This is a genomic window from Streptomyces sp. NBC_01320 (assembly GCF_035974375.1).
Taxonomy (GTDB): domain Bacteria; phylum Actinomycetota; class Actinomycetes; order Streptomycetales; family Streptomycetaceae; genus Streptomyces; species Streptomyces yanii.
The window spans coordinates 5,250,688-5,268,590 of the sequence record NZ_CP108390.1 but is presented as its reverse complement, the minus strand read 5'-3'; the positions used below and the strand labels follow the sequence as shown (position 1 = coordinate 5,268,590).

Below are 17,903 nucleotides of genomic sequence, written 5' to 3'. Positions count from 1 at the left end.
GGACTTGCGTCAACCCGGGAGGGTCGTGCAAGCATCGTCCCGTCGCCCGCGGAGGACTGCGTTCCGCAGTCCGCGCCATTCTGGGAGGGCTCACTCCGACGTGACCACAGCAGCTGTACGTTCAGTCGCCGGCCCGCGCCCGGTGCGCGGGCCGGTCGGCCGGCGCACGCTGCAGGTGGTGCTGTTCCTGGGCGGACTGCTGGCGCTCGGCGTCCTCTTCGGGGCCGAAGCGCACGCGGAGCAGGTGCCCGTTCCGTCACATGCCGTCGTGGAGAAGGCGGTTGCACGCGGGGCCGGTGCGATGGCCGACCGGACAGCCGTTCCGGACGCCGAACCGGCCGCGGACGCCACCGAGGCCTCGGCCGCGGTGGCGACACGCGTTCCGGCCGCCCGGCCGGAGGGGTCGCGGGCCGCCGAAAGGCTCGCCGTGCCTGCGGCCGTCACCACCGCCACTGCACCACCCGCTCCCTCTTCGGCCACCGCGGGCCCCGACGCCGTTCCCGGCCTCCGGCCGGTCGCCGGGGCGGCGCGGGCCACGGTCCAGGAACCCGGCCGGCCGGTCGTCCGACTGGTCGGAAAGGCCGTCGGCACGGCTCTCGGTCAGGCTGCGGGGCTGCTCCCGGACCCGTTGGCACTGCCGACAGGACTGCTGCCTCCCCATCCCCCCATCGGGCCGCCCGCCCGCGGCTCTGCCGAGGGCAGTGCCCCACGCCCCGCCGCACCCGCGCCTCGTCCTGCCGGCGCGTACACCGTTGCGGCCGATCCGGGCCGGGGCTTCGCCGCCCTGCTGAGCGGCGTGACTGCGAAGGGAACGGAGCGACGGGGCGCCGTGCCGCAGTACCGGCCGGCGCCCGGGCAGGTTCCGCTCGACCCCTGTGGCGGCTTCGGTGGCCCCGCCACCGCCGTGACGTATGTGCCGCGCGGCGGCGACCAGCACGCCGTCCCGTTCGCGGGCGGTGCTTCCTTCGGGCTCGTACGCGGTGCCGGTCTTCCGGCCACCGCCGCCCCGATGCGTGACAGATCCGGCGAGATCGTCGAATTCCCCGGCTAGGGCAGGCCGTTCCCCCGCCTCGACCTGCCGCGCGGGGGCGGAACAGGTCTGCCCGCTGTCCGGACGACTCCGGACCGTCGAAACGCGTTCGAAGGATCTGACACACATGCACAAGAACATCCGCCGTTCCATAGCTGTCGCCGCCACGGCCACCGGGATGTGGGCCCTCGGCACCGCCGCAGCCGCCGCGGACGAGCTGCCCGTCTCCGTCCCGCTGTCCACTCCCGACCACGCGGACGACGCGGCCGACGTGATCAACGGGGTCGACGGGGTCGAGGGCCTCGAGGACACCGTGCGGACGACGGCCGGTGAGGCGAAGACAGCTGTCGGGGACACGGTCTCCAAGGCCACCGCGGCCGCCGGGCAGGCCGGTCACCTGCCCGGCCTCAAGGGGAAGGTCGACGGCGCTACCGGCACGGTCACGGGCACCGTCGACCGCGCCACCGGAGGCGCGGACGCGCAGGGCGTGCCGGCCCTGCAGGGCGTGCAGGACCTGTCCGGCCTGTCCGGTGCGCACGGGACGCAGGACCCGCAGGGCCTCCCCGGCTACGACGTTCCCGGGTTCGACGTCTCCTCGTACGGCGTCCCCACGTACGACATCCCGACCGCACCCGACGCCCCGATCGACTACCTCTTCGGTCCGATCGAGCAGATCCCCGGCTACGTGCAGAACACCGCCCCCGGCGCCGGGACCACGGCACAGAGCACCGCGCACGGCGCTGTCGCGCAGGCCGGACCGGTTGTCGGACAGACCTCCGACTCCGTGCTCCCGCCGGTCGTCGTGGACGCCGTCTCCGCGGTGCTGCCGGTCGTCGACCAGGCGCTCCGGGATGTCGGCACTCTCGTCCAGGGTGTGGTCTCCGAGGTCTCGCCGTTCGCCCACGGTGCCGTCGAGCAGGACGCCCTGCCCTTCGTGCACGGCGTCACGGCCGAGGTCGCACCGCTGGCCGACGGGGTGACCGGTGCGATCCAGCCGTTCGCCGGGGGAGTCGTCGCCGAGGTGCAGCCGCTCGCCCAGGGGCTGACCGGGAACGCGGTCACCCCGTTCGCCCAGGGCGTCACGGCCCGGGTGAAGCCGCTGGCGCAGGGTGTCGGGGCACAGGTGCAGCCGTTCGCGGCGGCTCTCGTCGGCACGGCGGGCGGCGACGCCCGTCCGGCCGTCGAGCACGCGGCGTACGGTGCGGCGGGGCTGGACTCGATCGCTCCCGCCTATCTGCGCGATGCGGTGGCCGCCTTCACCGCTCCGGAGTACCAGGCCCCGGGGATCTGAGACCTCTCGGAACGCCGAGTGCAGTTCCCGGCCCGTGGCCGGGCGGTTCCCCGCGGTGTCAGGGCCACTGCGTCCCGACCGTGGGGCCGCCCGGCCGCGGGCCGCCCTCGCTCCACCGGCGCGGCCCGCGCTGTTCTGTCCACTGCGACCCCGGCCACCAGCACGGTCTGTGACCGTAATCACCGCCCAGGTGTGATCTGCGATTTAGGGTCCTGCGGAGCTCGGGGATAACCTGCGAGATGGACATGCCGCGTACTCGGTGACCGTGTGCGCCTTCCTTGTGACAGAGCAGTCACGTTGCCCCTCGCGGCACGCCCACGCTGAAAACGAACCGCGAGACCACTGAAAAGGGACGGACGCGCGTGGACCTGTTCGAGTACCAGGCGAGGGACCTCTTCGCCAAGCACGGTGTACCGGTGCTGGCCGGTGAAGTCATTGACACGCCTGAGGCAGCCCGCGAGGCGACCGAGCGGCTGGGCGGCAAGTCTGTCGTCAAGGCGCAGGTGAAGGTCGGCGGCCGCGGCAAGGCCGGCGGCGTCAAGCTGGCCGCCACCCCCGACGAGGCGGTCGCCCGGGCGACCGACATTCTCGGCATGGACATCAAGGGCCACACGGTCCACAAGGTGATGATCGCCGAGACCGCGCCGGAGATTCTTGAGGAGTACTACGTCTCGTACCTCCTCGACCGCACCAACCGCACCTTCCTGGCCATGGCCTCGGTGCAGGGCGGCATGGACATCGAGGAGGTCGCGGAGAAGACCCCCGAGGCCCTCGCGAAGGTCCCGGTCGACTCCAACACCGGTGTCACGATCGAGAAGGCCCGCGAGATCGTCGCCCAGGCGAAGTTCCCGGCCGCGGTGGCCGAGAAGGTCGCCGAGGTCATGGTGACGCTGTGGGAGACGTTCGTCGCCGAGGACGCGCTCCTCGTCGAGGTCAACCCGCTCGCCAAGGTCGCCTCCGGCGACGTCCTGGCGCTGGACGGCAAGGTGTCTCTCGACGAGAACGCCGACTTCCGTCAGCCCGGCCACGAGGCCCTCGAGGACAAGGACGCAGCCAACCCGCTCGAGGCTGCCGCCAAGGCCAAGAACCTCAACTACGTCAAGCTCGACGGCGAGGTCGGCATCATCGGTAACGGTGCCGGTCTGGTCATGTCGACCCTGGACGTCGTCGCGTACGCCGGTGAGAACCACGGCAACGTGAAGCCCGCCAACTTCCTCGACATCGGTGGCGGCGCCTCCGCAGAGGTCATGGCGAACGGCCTGGAGATCATCCTCGGCGACCCGGACGTCAAGTCCGTCTTCGTCAACGTCTTCGGTGGCATCACCGCGTGCGACGAGGTCGCCAACGGCATCGTCCAGGCTCTCGCGCTGCTCAAGAGCAAGGGCGAAGAGGTCACCAAGCCGCTGGTCGTGCGCCTCGACGGCAACAACGCGGAGCTGGGTCGCAAGATCCTTTCCGACGCCAACCACCCGCTGGTGCAGCGTGTGGACACCATGGACGGCGCGGCCGACAAGGCCGCCGAGCTCGCCGCGGCTGCGAAGTAAGGGACGAGGGACTCCAACACCATGGCAATCTTCCTCACCAAGGACAGCAAGGTCATCGTCCAGGGGATGACCGGTGCCACCGGCATGAAGCACACCAAGCTCATGCTGGCCGATGGCACCAACATCGTCGGCGGCGTGAACCCGCGCAAGGCCGGCACGACCGTCGACTTCGACGGCACCGAGGTTCCCGTCTTCGGCTCCGTCGCCGAGGCGATGGAGAAGACCGGCGCCGACGTGTCCGTCCTCTTCGTGCCGCCGGCCTTCGCGAAGGCCGCCGTCGTCGAGGCGATCGACGCCGAGATCCCCCTCGCCGTCGTGATCACCGAGGGCATCGCCGTCCACGACTCGGCCGCCTTCTGGGCGTACGCCGGTTCGAAGGGCAACAAGACCCGGATCATCGGCCCGAACTGCCCCGGCCTGATCACCCCCGGCCAGTCCAACGCCGGCATCATCCCGGGCGACATCACCAAGCCCGGCCGCATCGGTCTCGTGTCGAAGTCCGGCACGCTGACCTACCAGATGATGTACGAGCTCCGTGACATCGGCTTCTCGTCCGCCGTCGGCATCGGTGGCGACCCGATCATCGGTACGACGCACATCGACGCCCTCGCGGCGTTCGAGGCCGACCCCGAGACCGACCTGATCGTCATGATCGGCGAGATCGGCGGCGACGCCGAGGAGCGTGCGGCGGACTTCATCGCGAAGAACGTCACCAAGCCGGTCGTCGGTTACGTCGCGGGCTTCACCGCCCCCGAGGGCAAGACCATGGGCCACGCGGGCGCCATCGTCTCCGGCTCCTCCGGCACCGCCCAGGCGAAGAAGGAGGCCCTCGAGGCCGCCGGCGTCAAGGTCGGCAAGACGCCGACCGAGACCGCCAAGCTGGCGCGCGAGATCCTCGACGCCTGATCACCTCTTCGCGGGACTGCCTCCGCACAGACGGCGCGGGCCCGTACCCCTCCTCCGGGGGTACGGGCCCGCGCCGTTTCCCGTGCGCCGGCGGGAGCGCGCCGGAGGTCACCTCAGGTCCGGTACCAGTCGCGCCGGGCCACGGACGAGCTCTTCGTGGAGCTTCTTCTGCAGCTTCAGGTCCTGTGGGGTCAGCTTCTGGGGACCGCCGCGGGGAGACACGCCGCCGACCTGCTCGGCGGGCGGATTCGCGTACCGCGCCGGAGACGTCACCGTGGTGATCAGCGCGATCCCGACGATCAGGGCCGTCAGGGCGATGGCTGCCCGCGTCCAGAGTCTGGCCTTGTGCTCACTGCCGTCACGGATCGCACGGGCCGCGGGCATCGCGGCCACCGGCTGAGTGAGGGCCAGCGCGCCCAGCTGCTCGTGCAGCAGCGCCGACTGCCCGGTGGGCGATGAGGGTTCCGCCAGCTCGGGCACCTGCTCTGCCACCGCGGCACGCGCGTTCATCAGCCGGCTCGCGGCCGCCGGTGTGCTTGCCTCCGTCTCCGCGGCGGTCTCCGGCAGGTCCAGGCCGACACCGTCGTAGAGCAGCAGGGTGCGACGGTAGGACGGCGGCAGGTCGAGCAGTGCGTCGAGCAGGGCCCGCGGGCCGGGGGCGGCGGGCGGCGGGTCGAGGTCGCGGTGCGCCCGGCGCAGCCGGTGCCAGGGCGACACGGCGTACTCGTATGCGGCCGCCCGTACCCAGCCCGCGGGGTCCCGGTCCACCGCGACCTCGGGCCAGCGCTGCCAGGCCTGCTCGAAGGCCCGCTCGACGGCCTCCCTGGAGAGGCTCCGGCGCCCGGTCAGCAGGTACGTCTGGCGGAAGAGGGCGGCGGCGTTCTTCGCGTACAGGGCGTCGAATGCCTCCGCGGGTGTGAGGGCGGGTACGGGGGTGTCCGACCGGTCGGTGGCCTGCGGCTCGTCCGCCCGCGCCGCTTCCGCTGACGTTCCGTCAGGTGCAGGTGCAGGGGCAGGTGCAAGGGACGACGACGCCTTCGTCAGGTCGGCCCACTTGTCGTGGGCGCCCGGAGGGGTGCTTTCCGAGGCGCCCCGCGCCCCGGTGCCGCCCGTGCCGGCCGAGCCGATCAGCTTCGCGTACGCCTCACGCTTCCGCCCTCGAGGGCTGGCGCGGCCCGACTCCCAGGCCCGCACGGTGGCCGGGGTGACGCCCATGGCCGCAGCGACCTGCTCCTCACTCAGTGACTTCGCCTCACGCAGCCGGCGCCGCTCCTCGGGGGCGGGCAGGGGGGAGGAGCCGGCCGTGTCGGTGGCGCTCTGAGTCATGAGGAACCCCCGGCAGGCCTCCACGGGATGGAAATGTACATAACCGTATATTGGGCGACACAGCGGCTAATCGCCCGTTACATGGATTAAGTGCGTGTCGTTGGGAGCATTGCGGTGTGATCCACATGACCGAACGCACCGCGTCGTTCTCGGCAGAGCAGGGAAGGACCGCCGTACTGGCATCCGCCTTTGTTCGGGGGGTGCTTGCCGCGGGGCTCGGACTCGGCTCGCTCACCGTCCTCGCCCTGGTGGTGTGGATCAGCTCCCCGGCTCCCGACAGCGGCCCCGGCGGGGCCCTCCACGCGGCGGCAGGGATCTGGCTGCTGGCGCACGGCGCGGCACTCGTCAGGACCGACACCCTCAGCGGCGCCCCCGCCCCCGTCGGCATCGTCCCGCTGCTGCTCACCGGAGTGCTGGTGTGGCTGGTGCACCGGGCCGCCCGCGACGTGATGGAGCCGGACGAGGGGCGCACCCCGCCGTCGGGCGGGAGCGCCTTCTGCCTGGTGACGGCCGGATACCTGCTGGTCGCGGTGGCGGTCGCCCTCTACGCGAAGGGCGGACCGATGTTCGCGCAGCCGGGCTCGCTCCTGTACCCGATGGCCCCTGTGGTGGGGGGTGGGGCAGCTGCCGGGGTGTGGGCAGCGGCCGGGCGCCCGATCGGGCCGCCGCCGGCCTGGGCGCCGGTGCGGGTGCGCGAGGCGCTGGCACGGTCCCGGTTCGTGGAGCGGGCGGACGCGGTGCTCCGGTCGGCGGTGGCCGGGACGGCGGTGCTGCTGGGTGGCGGGGCGCTGCTCGTCGCGGTGGCCCTGGTGTGGCATGAGCAGCCGGTGCGGGACTCGTTCCTGGGGCTCTCCGGCGACTGGGCGGGCCGGGCCGCGGTCCTGATGCTGGTGCTGGTGCTCGTGCCGGACGCGGCGGTGTGGGGTGCCGCCTACGGGATGGGGCCGGGATTCGCCCTCGGTACGGCGTCCACGGTCACCCCGCTCGCCTTCACCGGGCGGCCGGCCCTGCCGAACTTCCCGCTGCTGGCGGCGGTCCCGGCCCACGGAACCGGAACGGCTCCGAACTGGGCGGCCGCGGCGGTACCGGTCGCGGCCGGGGTGACGATCGCCTGGTTCACGGTGCGGAGGGCAGCGCCCGCCCGTGGCGTGGGGGAGTCGGCATGGGGCCTGCGCGGGACCGCGCTGACGGCTGCCCTGGCTGCGCTGGGATGCGGCGCGTGTACGGCGGTGCTGACCGCGGCGGCGGGCGGTCCGCTGGGGGCCGGGGCACTGGCGGAGTTCGGCCCGGTGTGGTGGCTGACCGGGGCGGCGGCGGTGGCGTGGACGGCACTGCTCGGTGTGCCGGGGGCGCTGCTGCTGAGGGCGTGGCGGCTGCGGGAGCCCGGCAGTGAGGGGGAGCGCGCCGAGGCGATGGAGAAGGCGGTGAACCCCGTGACACCTGGGGTGGTCGATGCGGAGGCGCCCGGGCGGCCGAGCGAGGAGCGGCGCCGGTGGTGGCGCCTGCGGCGCGGGCCCGGGGGCGAGGCCGTCGGCACGGAGTCCGGGACCGGACCTGCGGCTGGAGCAGGCACCGTACAGCCGACCGCGACCGCGCCTGCGTCCGCCTCCGTACCCGCCCCCGTACCCACCTCCGCGTCCCGCGACGAGGAACACGCGGGCCGGGACGCGTACGACTTCCTGCCGACCGATCCGTGGCACGGGCGAGCGGTTGAGGATCCCCCTTGGGTCCCGCTCCTCACAGAGCCGGAAACGCCATCGGCCCGGCCTCCGGAGGCCGGGCCGACGAGTGGGCCGGGAGAAAGCGCTAGTTCTTGACGCCGAAGAACGGTTCCAGCGGCTTCGGCAGGAGATCGTTGCAGGCCAGCTGTCCGGACTTGGTGAGCGCGTCGTTCACGCAGGTGTAGTAGTCGCGGTAGACCAGCTGCACCGTGAACGTCATCGCGACGATCGACAGTGCCAGCAGCGCCGTGACGAGCCCGCTGACCGCGGCCGTCGTCTGCGGCCTGCCCTGGTTCTGCGTGTACGGCGCAGCGGGTCCGGAGGCCGGGGCGCCTGCCGGAGCGGAGCCCGTACCGGAGGAACCGGCGCCGCCGCCGGCCGCGCTGTCCGTCGCCGTCGCGCTCCTGGGCTTGGCGCGCAGTGAGCTGATCGACCAGTACACGGCCAGCGCGCCGAGCAGCAGGGCGATCTCCGGGAAATCGAAGATCGCGAAGAAGAAGGCCCACATGCCGGAGAGCAGCGCGTAGCGGGCGCGGCGCTGGGCGGGGTCGGTCGGGTCCCAGCGCAGTCCGCCGGGGGTGTTCTCGGGTCCGCCCCGGCCACCCGGGCCGTTCGGTCCGCCCTGGCCGCCGGGACGGCCACCGAAGCCGCCGCTCTGGCGTCCCGGCTGGTGGCTGCTCCACTGACTGCCCCAGACGGGGCGGTCGTCGGAGGAGCCGTCCTCGGGTGCCCGGTCGCCGTTTCCGCTCCCGTTGCCGTCTTCGTCGGTCCCGCCGTTCGACGGGTGACGGGGCTGCCACAGTTGGTCGGGGCGGTTCTCCGGCGGTGCGGCGAACGGGTTGTCGTCCTTGTCCGGGGAAGAGGAGGGGCCCGTGGGGGGCCGGCGTTCCCTCAGCAGCACTGAGGACCGCTCGGGCAGCGGGAGGCGGAAGGCGGTGCGGCGGCGTCGGTCCGGCATATGGTGAACGTCTTCCCCATCTCGTCATTTCCGCCCTGCGGACGGTTCGCTGTCCCCTGACGCTACCTCCCGGCCGTCAGGGGCCGAAAGCTGGGAGCACGGCGGTGGCCCGCGCCTTCCGCCCGGACGCCCTTCCTCTCTTCGGTCCGGCCCCTCACCCCCGTCCCGTGGGGGTCCCCCGATGTGCCGGTATCGTTGCTGACGGTCGACTCCTTCGTAGAGTTCCCCGTATTGAGGGGCGCGATTCTTTCGTACGACCGTACAAATAGCGTCGCTCTGCTTCACCCGCGAGGCTTCACCACGCGAGAAAGGGCCCAGCCGTGGCCTCCCCGCCCTCCTCCGCCGCCCCGGCCCGCCTGGTCGTGCTGGTCTCCGGCTCGGGTACGAACCTCCAAGCCCTGCTCGACGCGATCGGTGACGACCCTGCGGGCTTCGGAGCCCAGGTCGTCGCGGTCGGCGCCGACCGCGACGACATCGTAGGTCTGGAACGGGCGGAGCTCGCCGGGCTGCCGACCTTCGTCTGCAAGGTCAAGGACTACGGCACCCGCGAGGAGTGGGACGCGGCGCTCGCCGCGGCCACCGCGGCGCACCGCCCGGACCTCGTGGTGTCCGCGGGCTTCATGAAGATCGTGGGCAAGCGGTTCCTCGCCGAGTTCGGCGGCCGGTTCGTCAACACCCACCCCGCCCTGCTCCCCAGCTTTCCCGGTGCCCACGGGGTGCGTGACGCCCTCGCGTACGGCGCGAAGGTCACCGGGTGCACCGTCCACTTCGTCGACGACGGTGTCGACACCGGTCCGATCATCGCGCAGGGCGTGGTCGAAGTGACCGAAGAGGACACGCCGGAGGGCGAAGCCGCTCTCCACGAACGCATCAAGGAAGTCGAGCGCAAGCTGCTCGTCGAGGTCGTGGGGCGGCTCGCCCGTAACGGCTATCGCATTGAGGGACGAAAGGTTCATCTCGGTCATGTCGGTGAATAAGCCCATCCGCCGCGCCCTGGTCAGTGTCTACGACAAGACGGGGCTCGAAGACCTCGCCCGCGGTCTGCACGAGGCGGGCGTCGAACTCGTCTCCACCGGTTCGACCGCCGGGAAGATCGCCGCTGCCGGTGTGCCGGTCACCAAGGTCGAGGAGCTCACCGGCTTCCCCGAGTGCCTCGACGGCCGCGTGAAGACGCTGCACCCGCGCGTCCACGCCGGCATCCTCGCCGACCTGCGCCTGGACGCCCACCGCGAGCAGCTCGCCGAGCTGGGTGTCGAGCCCTTCGACCTCGTCGTCGTCAACCTGTACCCGTTCAAGGAGACCGTCGCCTCCGGTGCCTCCGCCGACGAGTGCGTGGAGCAGATCGACATCGGCGGCCCGTCGATGGTCCGCGCCGCCGCCAAGAACCACCCGTCCGTGGCTGTCGTCACCAGCCCCGAGCGGTACGCCGACGTGCTTGCCGCGGTCGAGGCGGGCGGCTTCGACCTGACCACGCGCAAGCGGCTGGCCGCCGAGGCGTTCCAGCACACCGCCGCGTACGACGTGGCGGTCGCCTCCTGGTTCGCGGACGACTACGCCGCCGCCGACGACTCGGGCTTCCCCGACTTCTTCGGTACGACGTACGGGCGCAGCAACGTCCTGCGCTACGGCGAGAACCCGCACCAGCCCGCCGCGCTCTACACCTCCGGCTCCGGCGGCCTGGCCGAGGCGGAGCAGCTGCACGGCAAGGAGATGTCGTACAACAACTACACGGACACCGACGCCGCGCGCCGGGCCGCGTACGACCACGCCGAGCCGTGCGTCGCGATCATCAAGCACGCCAACCCGTGCGGCATCGCGATCGCCGACGACGTCGCCGAGGCGCACCGCAACGCGCACGCCTGCGACCCGCTGTCGGCCTTCGGCGGCGTCATCGCCGTCAACCGTCCGGTGACCGTCGCCATGGCCGAGCAGGTCGCGGAGATCTTCACCGAGGTCATCGTCGCCCCGGCGTACGAGGACGGCGCGGTCGAGATCCTCACCCGCAAGAAGAACATCCGCGTTCTGCGCTGCCCCGACGCCCCGAGCTCCGAGGTCGAGGTCAAGCCGATCGACGGCGGCGCGCTGCTCCAGGTCACCGACCGGCTCCAGGCCGACGGCGACAACCCGGCCAACTGGACCCTCGCCACCGGTGAGGCGCTCTCCGCGGACGAGCTCGCCGAGCTCGCCTTCGCCTGGAAGGCCTGCCGCGCGGTCAAGTCCAACGCCATCCTGCTCGCCAAGGGCGGCGCCTCGGTCGGCGTCGGCATGGGCCAGGTCAACCGCGTCGACTCCGCGAAGCTCGCCGTCGAGCGGGCGGGCGAGGAGCGGGCGCGCGGCGCGTACGCCGCCTCGGACGCGTTCTTCCCGTTCCCGGACGGCCTGGAGATCCTCACCGCGGCCGGCATCAAGGCCGTGGCTCAGCCCGGCGGTTCGGTCCGTGACGAGCTGGTCGTCGAGGCCGCGAAGAAGGCGGGCGTGACGATGTACTTCACGGGTACGCGGCACTTCTTCCACTGAGCGGTCCGAACGCCGAGGGCGTCTCCCGGGGCAGGTCTCCGGGCGGCGCCCCTTGCGCTGCCCCGGCGAAGAGGCGCCTGCGGCGCGGGTCAGGTCGACGGTCCGAACTGTCCGGCGGGGCCCGTACGACCCGGGGCGCCGGTCGGGGGCGCAGAAATGGCCGAAGGCCGTAACCCGCGCGGGTTACGGCCTTCGGCCATTTCTGCGGCTTTGTGCTGAGTCGACCGCAGCGGTCGCTCGACTCAGGCGCGCGGGCGCTGGAACCAGGCGGCGCCGTCCGACTTCGCCACGAAGACGATGATCAGAACGCCGAGCGCGATGGTGACGATGCCCAGCGGCAACTGGAAGATGCCACCGAGGCAGATGAACGCGCCGTAGACGATCGTGCAGACGCGGGTGGCGTTGCCGCCGGACTTCATCTTGAGCGCCAGCGCGATGGAGAGCCCGGCGAAGATCAGGGCGAGCACGGCGATGAACGCCAGGATGCCCTTGCCGAAGGTCTCGATCGTCTGGGTGTCGGCCGCCGTGGTGCCGGCGTTGTCGACCGCGTCGGAGACGGCGCTCATGCCCGCGAACGCGATGACGGCGGCGATGATCTGGAAGGCGGCAACCACCCACAGCATCACGCGTGCCGCCTTCACGCCGCCCGGCATCTCGACCGGTGCGCCCGGGAAGCCGTAACCGGGCTGGACGGGCGGGGCCTGCGGGTAGCCGTAACCCTGCTGCGGCACGCCCTGCGGGGCCTGCTGGGGGTAGCCGTAGCCCGGCTGCCCGCCCTGCGGCTGGCCATAGGGGTTGTTCGGGTCGCCGTTGCTCATGGCGAATTTCCTCCGTTGCAAAAAGTGCGGGGACGACGCGGTCCGCGCGGAGGAATGGTGCACGATCAGAACGACCTGTTCCCCCGACACTGCCCGCGGTGCTGCGAGGGCGGGCCGACAGGCCCGCGGCCGGATCAGTACTGCGGCTGCTGCTGGCGGTTGAACCAGGCGTTGCCGTCGGCCCTCGCGACGAAGACGATGATCAGCACGGCGAGAACCGTGTGGACGAGACCGAAGATGACGAACGGGTAGATACCGAGAATCGCGGTGATCGCACCGAAGATGATCGCCGTGATGCGGATGCCATTGGTCCCCTTGCCGAACTTCACGGCCAGGAATACGGCAAGGACGCCCCACAGCACTGCGAAGGCCACGACGCCCCACAGGGCATTGCCGGAGTAGTCGGCAAGCTGCTGGAACTGAACGTCGTCCTTGAGCGTCGCGTCGTTCTTGGCGGCCTGCACGGCCGCAGCGGCGATCGCGAAGATGACCGCGCCGATGACCTGCAGGCCAGTGATCACGTAGAGCATGACCCGGGCCGCCTTCACGCCGCCCGGCATCTCGGTGGGCACACCAGGGAAGCCATAGCCGCCCTGCACCGGCGGGGCCGCGGGATAGCCGCCCTGCTGCGGCACGCCCTGCGGGGCCTGCTGGGGGTAGCCGTAGCCCGGCTGCCCGCCCTGCGGCTGGCCATAAGGGTTGTTCGGGTCGCCGTTGCTCATGGCGAAATTCCTCCGTCGAAAAATGTGCGGGGACGACGCGGTCCGCGCGGAGGAACGGTGCGCAATCAGAACGGCCTGTCCCCCCGACACTGCCCGCGGTACTGCGCGGCTCATCGTGGTCTTGACATCAGCTTTTTGTCCAGTCAGTAGCCGTATGTGTTGTGCAAGCGCAATCTGATGGCCACCGGCGACACCCAGAATTGGTATGCGGGCGGGGTCATCCGCGAGGATGGGCACCATGACTGCCCAGATTCTCGATGGCAAGGCCACCGCAGCCGCGATCAAGTCCGATCTGACCGTCCGCGTGGCGGCCCTCAAGGCACAGGGCATCACCCCTGGCCTGGGAACCCTGCTCGTCGGGGACGACCCGGGCAGCCGGTGGTACGTGAACGGCAAGCACCGCGACTGCGCGCAGGTCGGCATCGGCTCCATCCAGCGCGAACTCCCCGAAACCGCCACCCAGGAGGAGATCGAGGACGTCGTACGGGAGCTCAACGCGAACCCCGACTGCACGGGTTACATCGTGCAGCTTCCCCTTCCCAAGGGCATCGACACCAACCGTGTCCTGGAACTGATGGATCCGGCCAAGGACGCCGACGGTCTGCACCCGATGAACCTCGGCCGCCTCGTACTGAACGAGACGGGTCCGCTGCCGTGCACCCCGCAGGGCGTCGTCCAGCTGCTCCGCCACCACGGTGTGGAGATCAACGGAGCGCACGTCGTGGTCGTCGGCCGCGGTGTCACCATCGGCCGCTCGATCCCGCTGCTGCTGACCCGTAAGTCCGAGAACGCCACCGTCACCCAGTGCCACACCGGTACGCGTGACCTCTCCGCCCAGCTCAAGCAGGCAGACATCATCGTCGCTGCTGCGGGTGTACCGCACATCATCAAGCCCGAGGACGTGAAGCCGGGCGCGGCCGTGCTCGACGTCGGCGTCAGCCGGGACGAGCACGGCAAGATCGTCGGCGATGTGCACCCCGGTGTGGCCGACGTCGCCGCGTGGATCTCCCCGAACCCGGGCGGTGTGGGCCCGATGACCCGCGCCCAGCTGCTCGTCAACGTGGTCGAGGCGGCTGAGCGCGATGCGGCTGCCGCGTCTTCCGGCTCCGCCGGCTGACCTGATGCTGACCTGATCCGGAAGGAACCCCATGGGTGCTGGTACGAGTCCTGGTACGAGTCCGGCCGATCCGGCCGCCTCGGCGGACCGGACGATTCCGGCGCCGCCGGGTGAGGGAGTGACTGCGGTGGAGGCCTCCGGCGGGGCGGCAGCGGGCGACCGTGCCCGGTCGGCCCGGGGTGCGGACGTGCGGCGGGGCGGCGACTCGGGAACCGGGCCGGAGGACGGTCCCGGCGCGGACGCGGGCTCGGCTTCCGGCGCCGGTGCGGGCTCGGCACCCGGTTCCGGCATGGACGCGGCTCCCGGCTCCGATGCGGGCTCGGCCCCAGGTTTGCGGGACGATGTGGCTCGCGGTGCGGATGGCGGCGCGGGCGGCGACTTCGACAGCGGTGCGCGCGGCTCCGACGGCGGTGAGCCGGACAGCGGAGCCGAGGGCGAGGCCTCCGACGGCAACGGCTCGGACCGGGGCCCGGACGACGCCGTCTCCGCCCTCGCGCCCGATGGTGCCCCGCGCCGGTCGCGACGGTTCCCGTCGTTCACCCGGGACACCGCCCGCCCCGAGGGCGGCGGCCGGGCCGCGTCCGGGGACGCGCCCGCCCCGGCCCGTCAGTGGCCGCTGCTGGCCGTGCTCTGCACGGCCGGGATCGGACTGCTGATCGTCGCCCTGAACCCCTTCGCCGAGGCCTTCCGGATCGGCACGATACTGATCGGCGCGGCCCTCGTCGGGGGCGCCGTGCTGCGCTGCGTCGTCCCCTCGGTGGGCATGCTCGCGGTCCGTTCCCGCTTCACGGACCTGGTGACGTACGGGCTCCTGGGCATCCTGATCGTGATGCTCGCACTTGTGGCGCAGCCCAAGCCGTGGCTCGACATCCCCTTCCTGGAGCACGCGGTCCGGTTCACGATCCGCTGACATCGCCGCCCGTGCGGCCCCACCGCGGCCCCCTCGCACCCGACAGGTGTGAGGGGGCCGCGGTTCTGTGCAGGGGAGAAAACCGCCACCACATATCTCGATGTCGAGTATCTTGGAATCGAGATAAATCCTCGAAGCGTGAGAGGGATGTGTCCGCTCCATGGCCAAGATCAAGGTAGCCAGCCCCGTCGTCGAGCTCGACGGTGACGAGATGACCCGCATCATCTGGTCCTTCATCAAGGACCGGCTGATACTGCCGTACCTAGATATCGAGCTGAAGTACTTCGACCTGGGCATCGAGCACCGGGACGCCACCGACGACCGGGTGACGGTCGACGCCGCCCACGCCATCAAGAAGTACGGCGTCGGCATCAAGTGCGCCACGATCACGCCGGACAGGGAGCGGGTCGAGGAGTTCGGACTCAAGGCGATGTACCGCTCGCCGAACGGCACCATCCGCAACATCCTCGGCGGCGTCGTCTTCCGCGAGCCGGTCATCATGCAGAACGTGCCGCGGCTCGTCCCGGGCTGGACCAAGCCCGTCGTCGTCGGACGGCACGCCTTCGGCGACCAGTACCGCGCCACCGAACTGAACATCCCCGGCCCGGGGACGCTCACCATGACCTACACGCCGAAGGACGGCTCCGAGCCCGTCGAGGTCGAGGTCCACGAGTTCCCGGGTGCCGGTGTCGCGCTGTCGATGTACAACCACGACGAGGCGATCCGCGACTTCGCGCGTGCCTCGTTCCGCTACGGACTGACGCGCGCCTACCCGGTGTACATGTCGACGAAGAACACCGTCCTCACGACGTACGACGGCCGCTTCAAGGACATCTTCCAGGAAGTCTTCGACACCGAGTTCGGTGCGGACTTCGCGGAGGCGGGTCTCACCTACGAGCACCGCCTGATCGACGACATGGTCGCCTCGGCGCTCAAGTGGGAGGGCGGCTATGTCTGGGCGTGCAAGAACTACGACGGCGATGTCCAGTCCGACGTCGTCGCGCAGGGTTTCGGCTCGCTCGGCCTGATGACCTCGGTCCTGACGTCCCCCGACGGCAGGACCGTCGAGGCGGAGGCCGCGCACGGCACGGTCACCCGTCACTACCGCCGGCACCGGCGCGGCGAGGCGACGTCGACCAACCCGATCGCGTCGATCTTCGCCTGGACCCGCGGACTCGCCCACCGAGGCGGACTGGACGGCACGCCCGAGGTGGTCGCGTTCGCCGAAGCGCTGGAGCGGGTCTGCGTCGAGACCGTGGAAGGCGGTCGGATGACGAAGGATCTGGCGCGGCTGATCTCCGCGGACGCCCCGTGGCTGACCACGGAGGAGTTTCTGGACGTGCTCGATGTGAGCCTGCAGAAGAAGATCGCGTCGCTCTGATGGCCTCGCCCCGACTGCCCGCACGCTGATCTGTGGTGTCCGTCCCCTCCCCCGAGAAGGGACGGACACCCGAGGCCGGAGCCCACCGGAGCGCAGATGTCCCCGGAACATGGCGACTTGAGCGGCCCTGCCCCGACCTGACGTCAGCTTTGTCGGCGGAGTGTCAGGGATCAAGGGAGGCCAGGGGCCTGTGGCACGGAAGTGACCATTCCGCCACGGTGTGATCGCTGCGCAACGGTGGCGGTCCGGCGCGGTGGAGCGCCACGGAAGGGGGGCGCGCGAGGGCGCTCGCCGATCCCTCGAATGCCACCGTGCGCCATCTCTCCCGGAACTGGCAGCCTGCCTCCGGGCATCCTTCTGGGCAGTCCGGAACGGTGCACCGCCGTATCGGGGCAGGGGGACGACACGGCGACGGAAGAGCGGGGCACGCCAGGCACGTTCGGGGGAACGGAGGGGGAACAATGCCTCGTTGGAAGGCATTACCGGATGAACTCGACCCGCAGGTCAGGGAGTTTGCGGGCCAGCTGCGCAGGCTCATCGACCGCACCGGGCTGAGTGTCGCAGCGGTGGCCGACCGCACGGGCTACAGCAAGACGTCGTGGGAGCGCTATCTGAACGGGCGGTTGCTCGCGCCCGAAGGGGCGATCGTCGCTCTGGCCGAGGTCACGGGCACCGACCAGGCGCATCTGGCCACCATGTGGGAGTTGGCGGAGCGGGCCTGGAGCCGCTCCGAGATGCGTCACGACCTGACGATGGAAGGCATCCGGGTCGCGCAGGCGCGCGCGGCGCTCGGCGAGTTCGGGCCGAACCCGTTGGGCGACGACAGGAGCCGCCGCTTCGGCGGCCGGACCACCGGCACGGCCGTGGACGAGGGTGAAGGCGCGGGTGCGGGCGGCGGGGGCCGCCCGCCCTCCGTACCGATCCATCGTGGGAACGCACCACGGGCGCCGGAGTCGGAGGACCGGCCGCGCCGGCCCGCGGCGTCCGGAGGGAGCCGGCCGACCGCCGCAGGCTGACCCTGTTGGTCACCGGTGTGGTGGGCGCACTGCTGGTGCTGGCCGCCGCGGTACTCCTGACCGGTCGGGGCGGCCACGACAACGGCGGGAAGGCCGCGGCCGACCCGTCGTCCGCATCGTCGGCGACCGGTGCGTCCGCACCGCCCGCCGGGGTCGGGTGCAGCGGCGCCGACTGCACGGGACGGGACCCGGAGGGCATGGGGTGCGGCGGCCGGGCCGCGCGTACGGTCTCCAGCGCCACGGTCGGCGGAAGCCTCGTCGAGGTGCGCTACAGCAGGACGTGTGGCGCGGCGTGGGCCCGCATCACCGATGCCGTCCGGGGGGACACGGTACGGATCACCGCGGGCGGTGCCGCGCGGCAGGGCGGCACGGTCGACGCCGACGCGGACGCGTACACCCCAATGGTCGCAGTGAAGAAGGCCGCCGACGCCAGGGCATGCGCGACCCTCGCCTCCGGTACGAAGGCGTGCACCACCGCCGCCGCCGAGTGAGAACGGGCGGGGTTCGGTGAGCGGTGAGTGACCGGCTGTGTGCGGTGCCACAGGGGGCCGGGCGGCCGGGAGGTCCCGGGTCGGATAGCCTGACCGCTGGATATCTCTTCACATCAAGATTCAGGGGATATCCAGCACCAGGGGCAGGGACCCCC

General features: G+C 71.5%; 16 protein-coding genes. 12 read left to right on the top strand and 4 right to left on the bottom strand.

Translation table 11 applies throughout. From position 1 onward, the window contains the following. Positions 1-100 precede the first annotated feature (100 nt). The 4 genes from OG395_RS23760 to sucD all read left to right on the top strand — a co-directional run bounded on the left by OG395_RS23760 (position 101) and on the right by sucD (position 4,771). The gene (locus OG395_RS23760; protein ID WP_327244763.1) at positions 101-1,051 is read left to right on the top strand and encodes a hypothetical protein; all 951 of its coding nucleotides are present in this window, start codon (positions 101-103) and stop codon (positions 1,049-1,051) included. Between the two features lie 106 nt (positions 1,052-1,157). Next, positions 1,158-2,321, top strand: coding sequence for a hypothetical protein (locus OG395_RS23755; RefSeq protein ID WP_327244762.1), 1,164 nt, complete (start codon positions 1,158-1,160; stop codon positions 2,319-2,321). Between the two features lie 362 nt (positions 2,322-2,683). Next, complete coding sequence (gene sucC / locus OG395_RS23750; RefSeq protein WP_327244761.1) at positions 2,684-3,865, top strand: ADP-forming succinate--CoA ligase subunit beta; 1,182 nt, start codon at positions 2,684-2,686, stop codon at positions 3,863-3,865. A 21-nt stretch (positions 3,866-3,886) separates the two neighbouring features. Then, positions 3,887-4,771 (top strand): succinate--CoA ligase subunit alpha, encoded by an 885-nt coding sequence (sucD, locus tag OG395_RS23745; RefSeq protein WP_327244760.1) that lies wholly within the window; start codon positions 3,887-3,889, stop codon positions 4,769-4,771. A gap of 108 nt (positions 4,772-4,879) precedes the next feature. Here sucD and OG395_RS23740 read toward each other — a convergent pair whose 3' ends face one another. After that, positions 4,880-6,097 (bottom strand): sigma factor-like helix-turn-helix DNA-binding protein, encoded by a 1,218-nt coding sequence (locus OG395_RS23740; protein ID WP_327244759.1) that lies wholly within the window; start codon positions 6,095-6,097, stop codon positions 4,880-4,882. 125 nt (positions 6,098-6,222) lie between these two features. On the opposite strand from OG395_RS23740, the gene OG395_RS23735 reads away from it, so the two are divergent. After that, the gene (locus OG395_RS23735) at positions 6,223-7,914 is read left to right on the top strand and encodes a cell division protein PerM (RefSeq protein WP_327244758.1); all 1,692 of its coding nucleotides are present in this window, start codon (positions 6,223-6,225) and stop codon (positions 7,912-7,914) included. Here the strand turns inward: OG395_RS23735 and OG395_RS23730 are convergent. After that, positions 7,904-8,776 (bottom strand): hypothetical protein, encoded by an 873-nt coding sequence (locus tag OG395_RS23730; RefSeq protein WP_327244757.1) that lies wholly within the window; start codon positions 8,774-8,776, stop codon positions 7,904-7,906. The genes OG395_RS23735 and OG395_RS23730 overlap by 11 nt on opposite strands. A gap of 320 nt (positions 8,777-9,096) precedes the next feature. Between OG395_RS23730 and purN the strand changes: the two genes are divergently transcribed. Beyond that, positions 9,097-9,753: a phosphoribosylglycinamide formyltransferase gene (gene purN / locus OG395_RS23725; RefSeq protein WP_327244756.1), complete on the top strand. Its 657-nt coding sequence runs from the start codon at positions 9,097-9,099 to the stop codon at positions 9,751-9,753. Further along, the gene (gene purH / locus OG395_RS23720) at positions 9,740-11,293 is read left to right on the top strand and encodes a bifunctional phosphoribosylaminoimidazolecarboxamide formyltransferase/IMP cyclohydrolase (RefSeq protein ID WP_327244755.1); all 1,554 of its coding nucleotides are present in this window, start codon (positions 9,740-9,742) and stop codon (positions 11,291-11,293) included. The genes purN and purH overlap by 14 nt, the downstream gene beginning before the upstream one ends. 242 nt (positions 11,294-11,535) lie before the next feature. Here purH and OG395_RS23715 read toward each other — a convergent pair whose 3' ends face one another. Together OG395_RS23715 and OG395_RS23710 are read right to left on the bottom strand one after the other, a co-directional pair. Further along, positions 11,536-12,111: a hypothetical protein gene (locus OG395_RS23715; protein ID WP_327244754.1), complete on the bottom strand. Its 576-nt coding sequence runs from the start codon at positions 12,109-12,111 to the stop codon at positions 11,536-11,538. Positions 12,112-12,245: 134 nt separating this feature from the next. Continuing rightward, positions 12,246-12,833 carry a hypothetical protein gene (locus OG395_RS23710; protein WP_327244753.1) on the bottom strand — a complete coding sequence of 196 codons (588 nt, stop codon included), beginning with the start codon at positions 12,831-12,833 and terminating at the stop codon, positions 12,246-12,248. A gap of 238 nt (positions 12,834-13,071) precedes the next feature. Here OG395_RS23710 and OG395_RS23705 point away from each other — a divergent pair, with 238 nt between their 5' ends. The 5 genes from OG395_RS23705 to OG395_RS58420 all read left to right on the top strand — a co-directional run bounded on the left by OG395_RS23705 (position 13,072) and on the right by OG395_RS58420 (position 17,748). Beyond that, on the top strand, positions 13,072-13,950 hold the full coding sequence (locus OG395_RS23705) for a bifunctional methylenetetrahydrofolate dehydrogenase/methenyltetrahydrofolate cyclohydrolase (RefSeq protein WP_327244752.1): 879 nt from the start codon (positions 13,072-13,074) through the stop codon (positions 13,948-13,950). 289 nt (positions 13,951-14,239) lie between these two features. Next, positions 14,240-14,860 carry a DUF3017 domain-containing protein gene (locus OG395_RS23700; RefSeq protein WP_327249437.1) on the top strand — a complete coding sequence of 207 codons (621 nt, stop codon included), beginning with the start codon at positions 14,240-14,242 and terminating at the stop codon, positions 14,858-14,860. Positions 14,861-15,020: 160 nt separating this feature from the next. Then, positions 15,021-16,241, top strand: coding sequence for an NADP-dependent isocitrate dehydrogenase (locus tag OG395_RS23695; RefSeq protein ID WP_327244751.1), 1,221 nt, complete (start codon positions 15,021-15,023; stop codon positions 16,239-16,241). Between the two features lie 461 nt (positions 16,242-16,702). Then, positions 16,703-17,257, top strand: a complete 555-nt coding sequence (locus OG395_RS58425; protein ID WP_442818593.1) for a helix-turn-helix domain-containing protein — start codon at positions 16,703-16,705, stop codon at positions 17,255-17,257. Positions 17,258-17,262: 5 nt separating this feature from the next. Further along, positions 17,263-17,748, top strand: coding sequence for a DUF2690 domain-containing protein (locus OG395_RS58420; RefSeq protein ID WP_442818592.1), 486 nt, complete (start codon positions 17,263-17,265; stop codon positions 17,746-17,748). The last annotated feature ends 155 nt before the right edge of the window (positions 17,749-17,903 follow it).

Coding starts and splice junctions, on each gene's coding strand:
- OG395_RS23755 (WP_327244762.1), top strand. CDS start 1,158: ATGCACAAGAACATCCGCCGTTCCATAGCTGTCGCCGCCACGGCCACC.
- sucD (WP_327244760.1), top strand. CDS start 3,887: ATGGCAATCTTCCTCACCAAGGACAGCAAGGTCATCGTCCAGGGGATG.
- OG395_RS23740 (WP_327244759.1), bottom strand. CDS start 6,097: ATGACTCAGAGCGCCACCGACACGGCCGGCTCCTCCCCCCTGCCCGCC.
- OG395_RS23735 (WP_327244758.1), top strand. CDS start 6,223: ATGACCGAACGCACCGCGTCGTTCTCGGCAGAGCAGGGAAGGACCGCC.
- OG395_RS23730 (WP_327244757.1), bottom strand. CDS start 8,776: ATGCCGGACCGACGCCGCCGCACCGCCTTCCGCCTCCCGCTGCCCGAG.
- purH (WP_327244755.1), top strand. CDS start 9,740: ATGTCGGTGAATAAGCCCATCCGCCGCGCCCTGGTCAGTGTCTACGAC.
- OG395_RS23715 (WP_327244754.1), bottom strand. CDS start 12,111: ATGAGCAACGGCGACCCGAACAACCCCTATGGCCAGCCGCAGGGCGGG.
- OG395_RS23710 (WP_327244753.1), bottom strand. CDS start 12,833: ATGAGCAACGGCGACCCGAACAACCCTTATGGCCAGCCGCAGGGCGGG.
- OG395_RS23705 (WP_327244752.1), top strand. CDS start 13,072: ATGACTGCCCAGATTCTCGATGGCAAGGCCACCGCAGCCGCGATCAAG.
- OG395_RS23700 (WP_327249437.1), top strand. CDS start 14,240: ATGGACGCGGCTCCCGGCTCCGATGCGGGCTCGGCCCCAGGTTTGCGG.
- OG395_RS23695 (WP_327244751.1), top strand. CDS start 15,021: ATGGCCAAGATCAAGGTAGCCAGCCCCGTCGTCGAGCTCGACGGTGAC.
- OG395_RS58425 (WP_442818593.1), top strand. CDS start 16,703: ATGCCTCGTTGGAAGGCATTACCGGATGAACTCGACCCGCAGGTCAGG.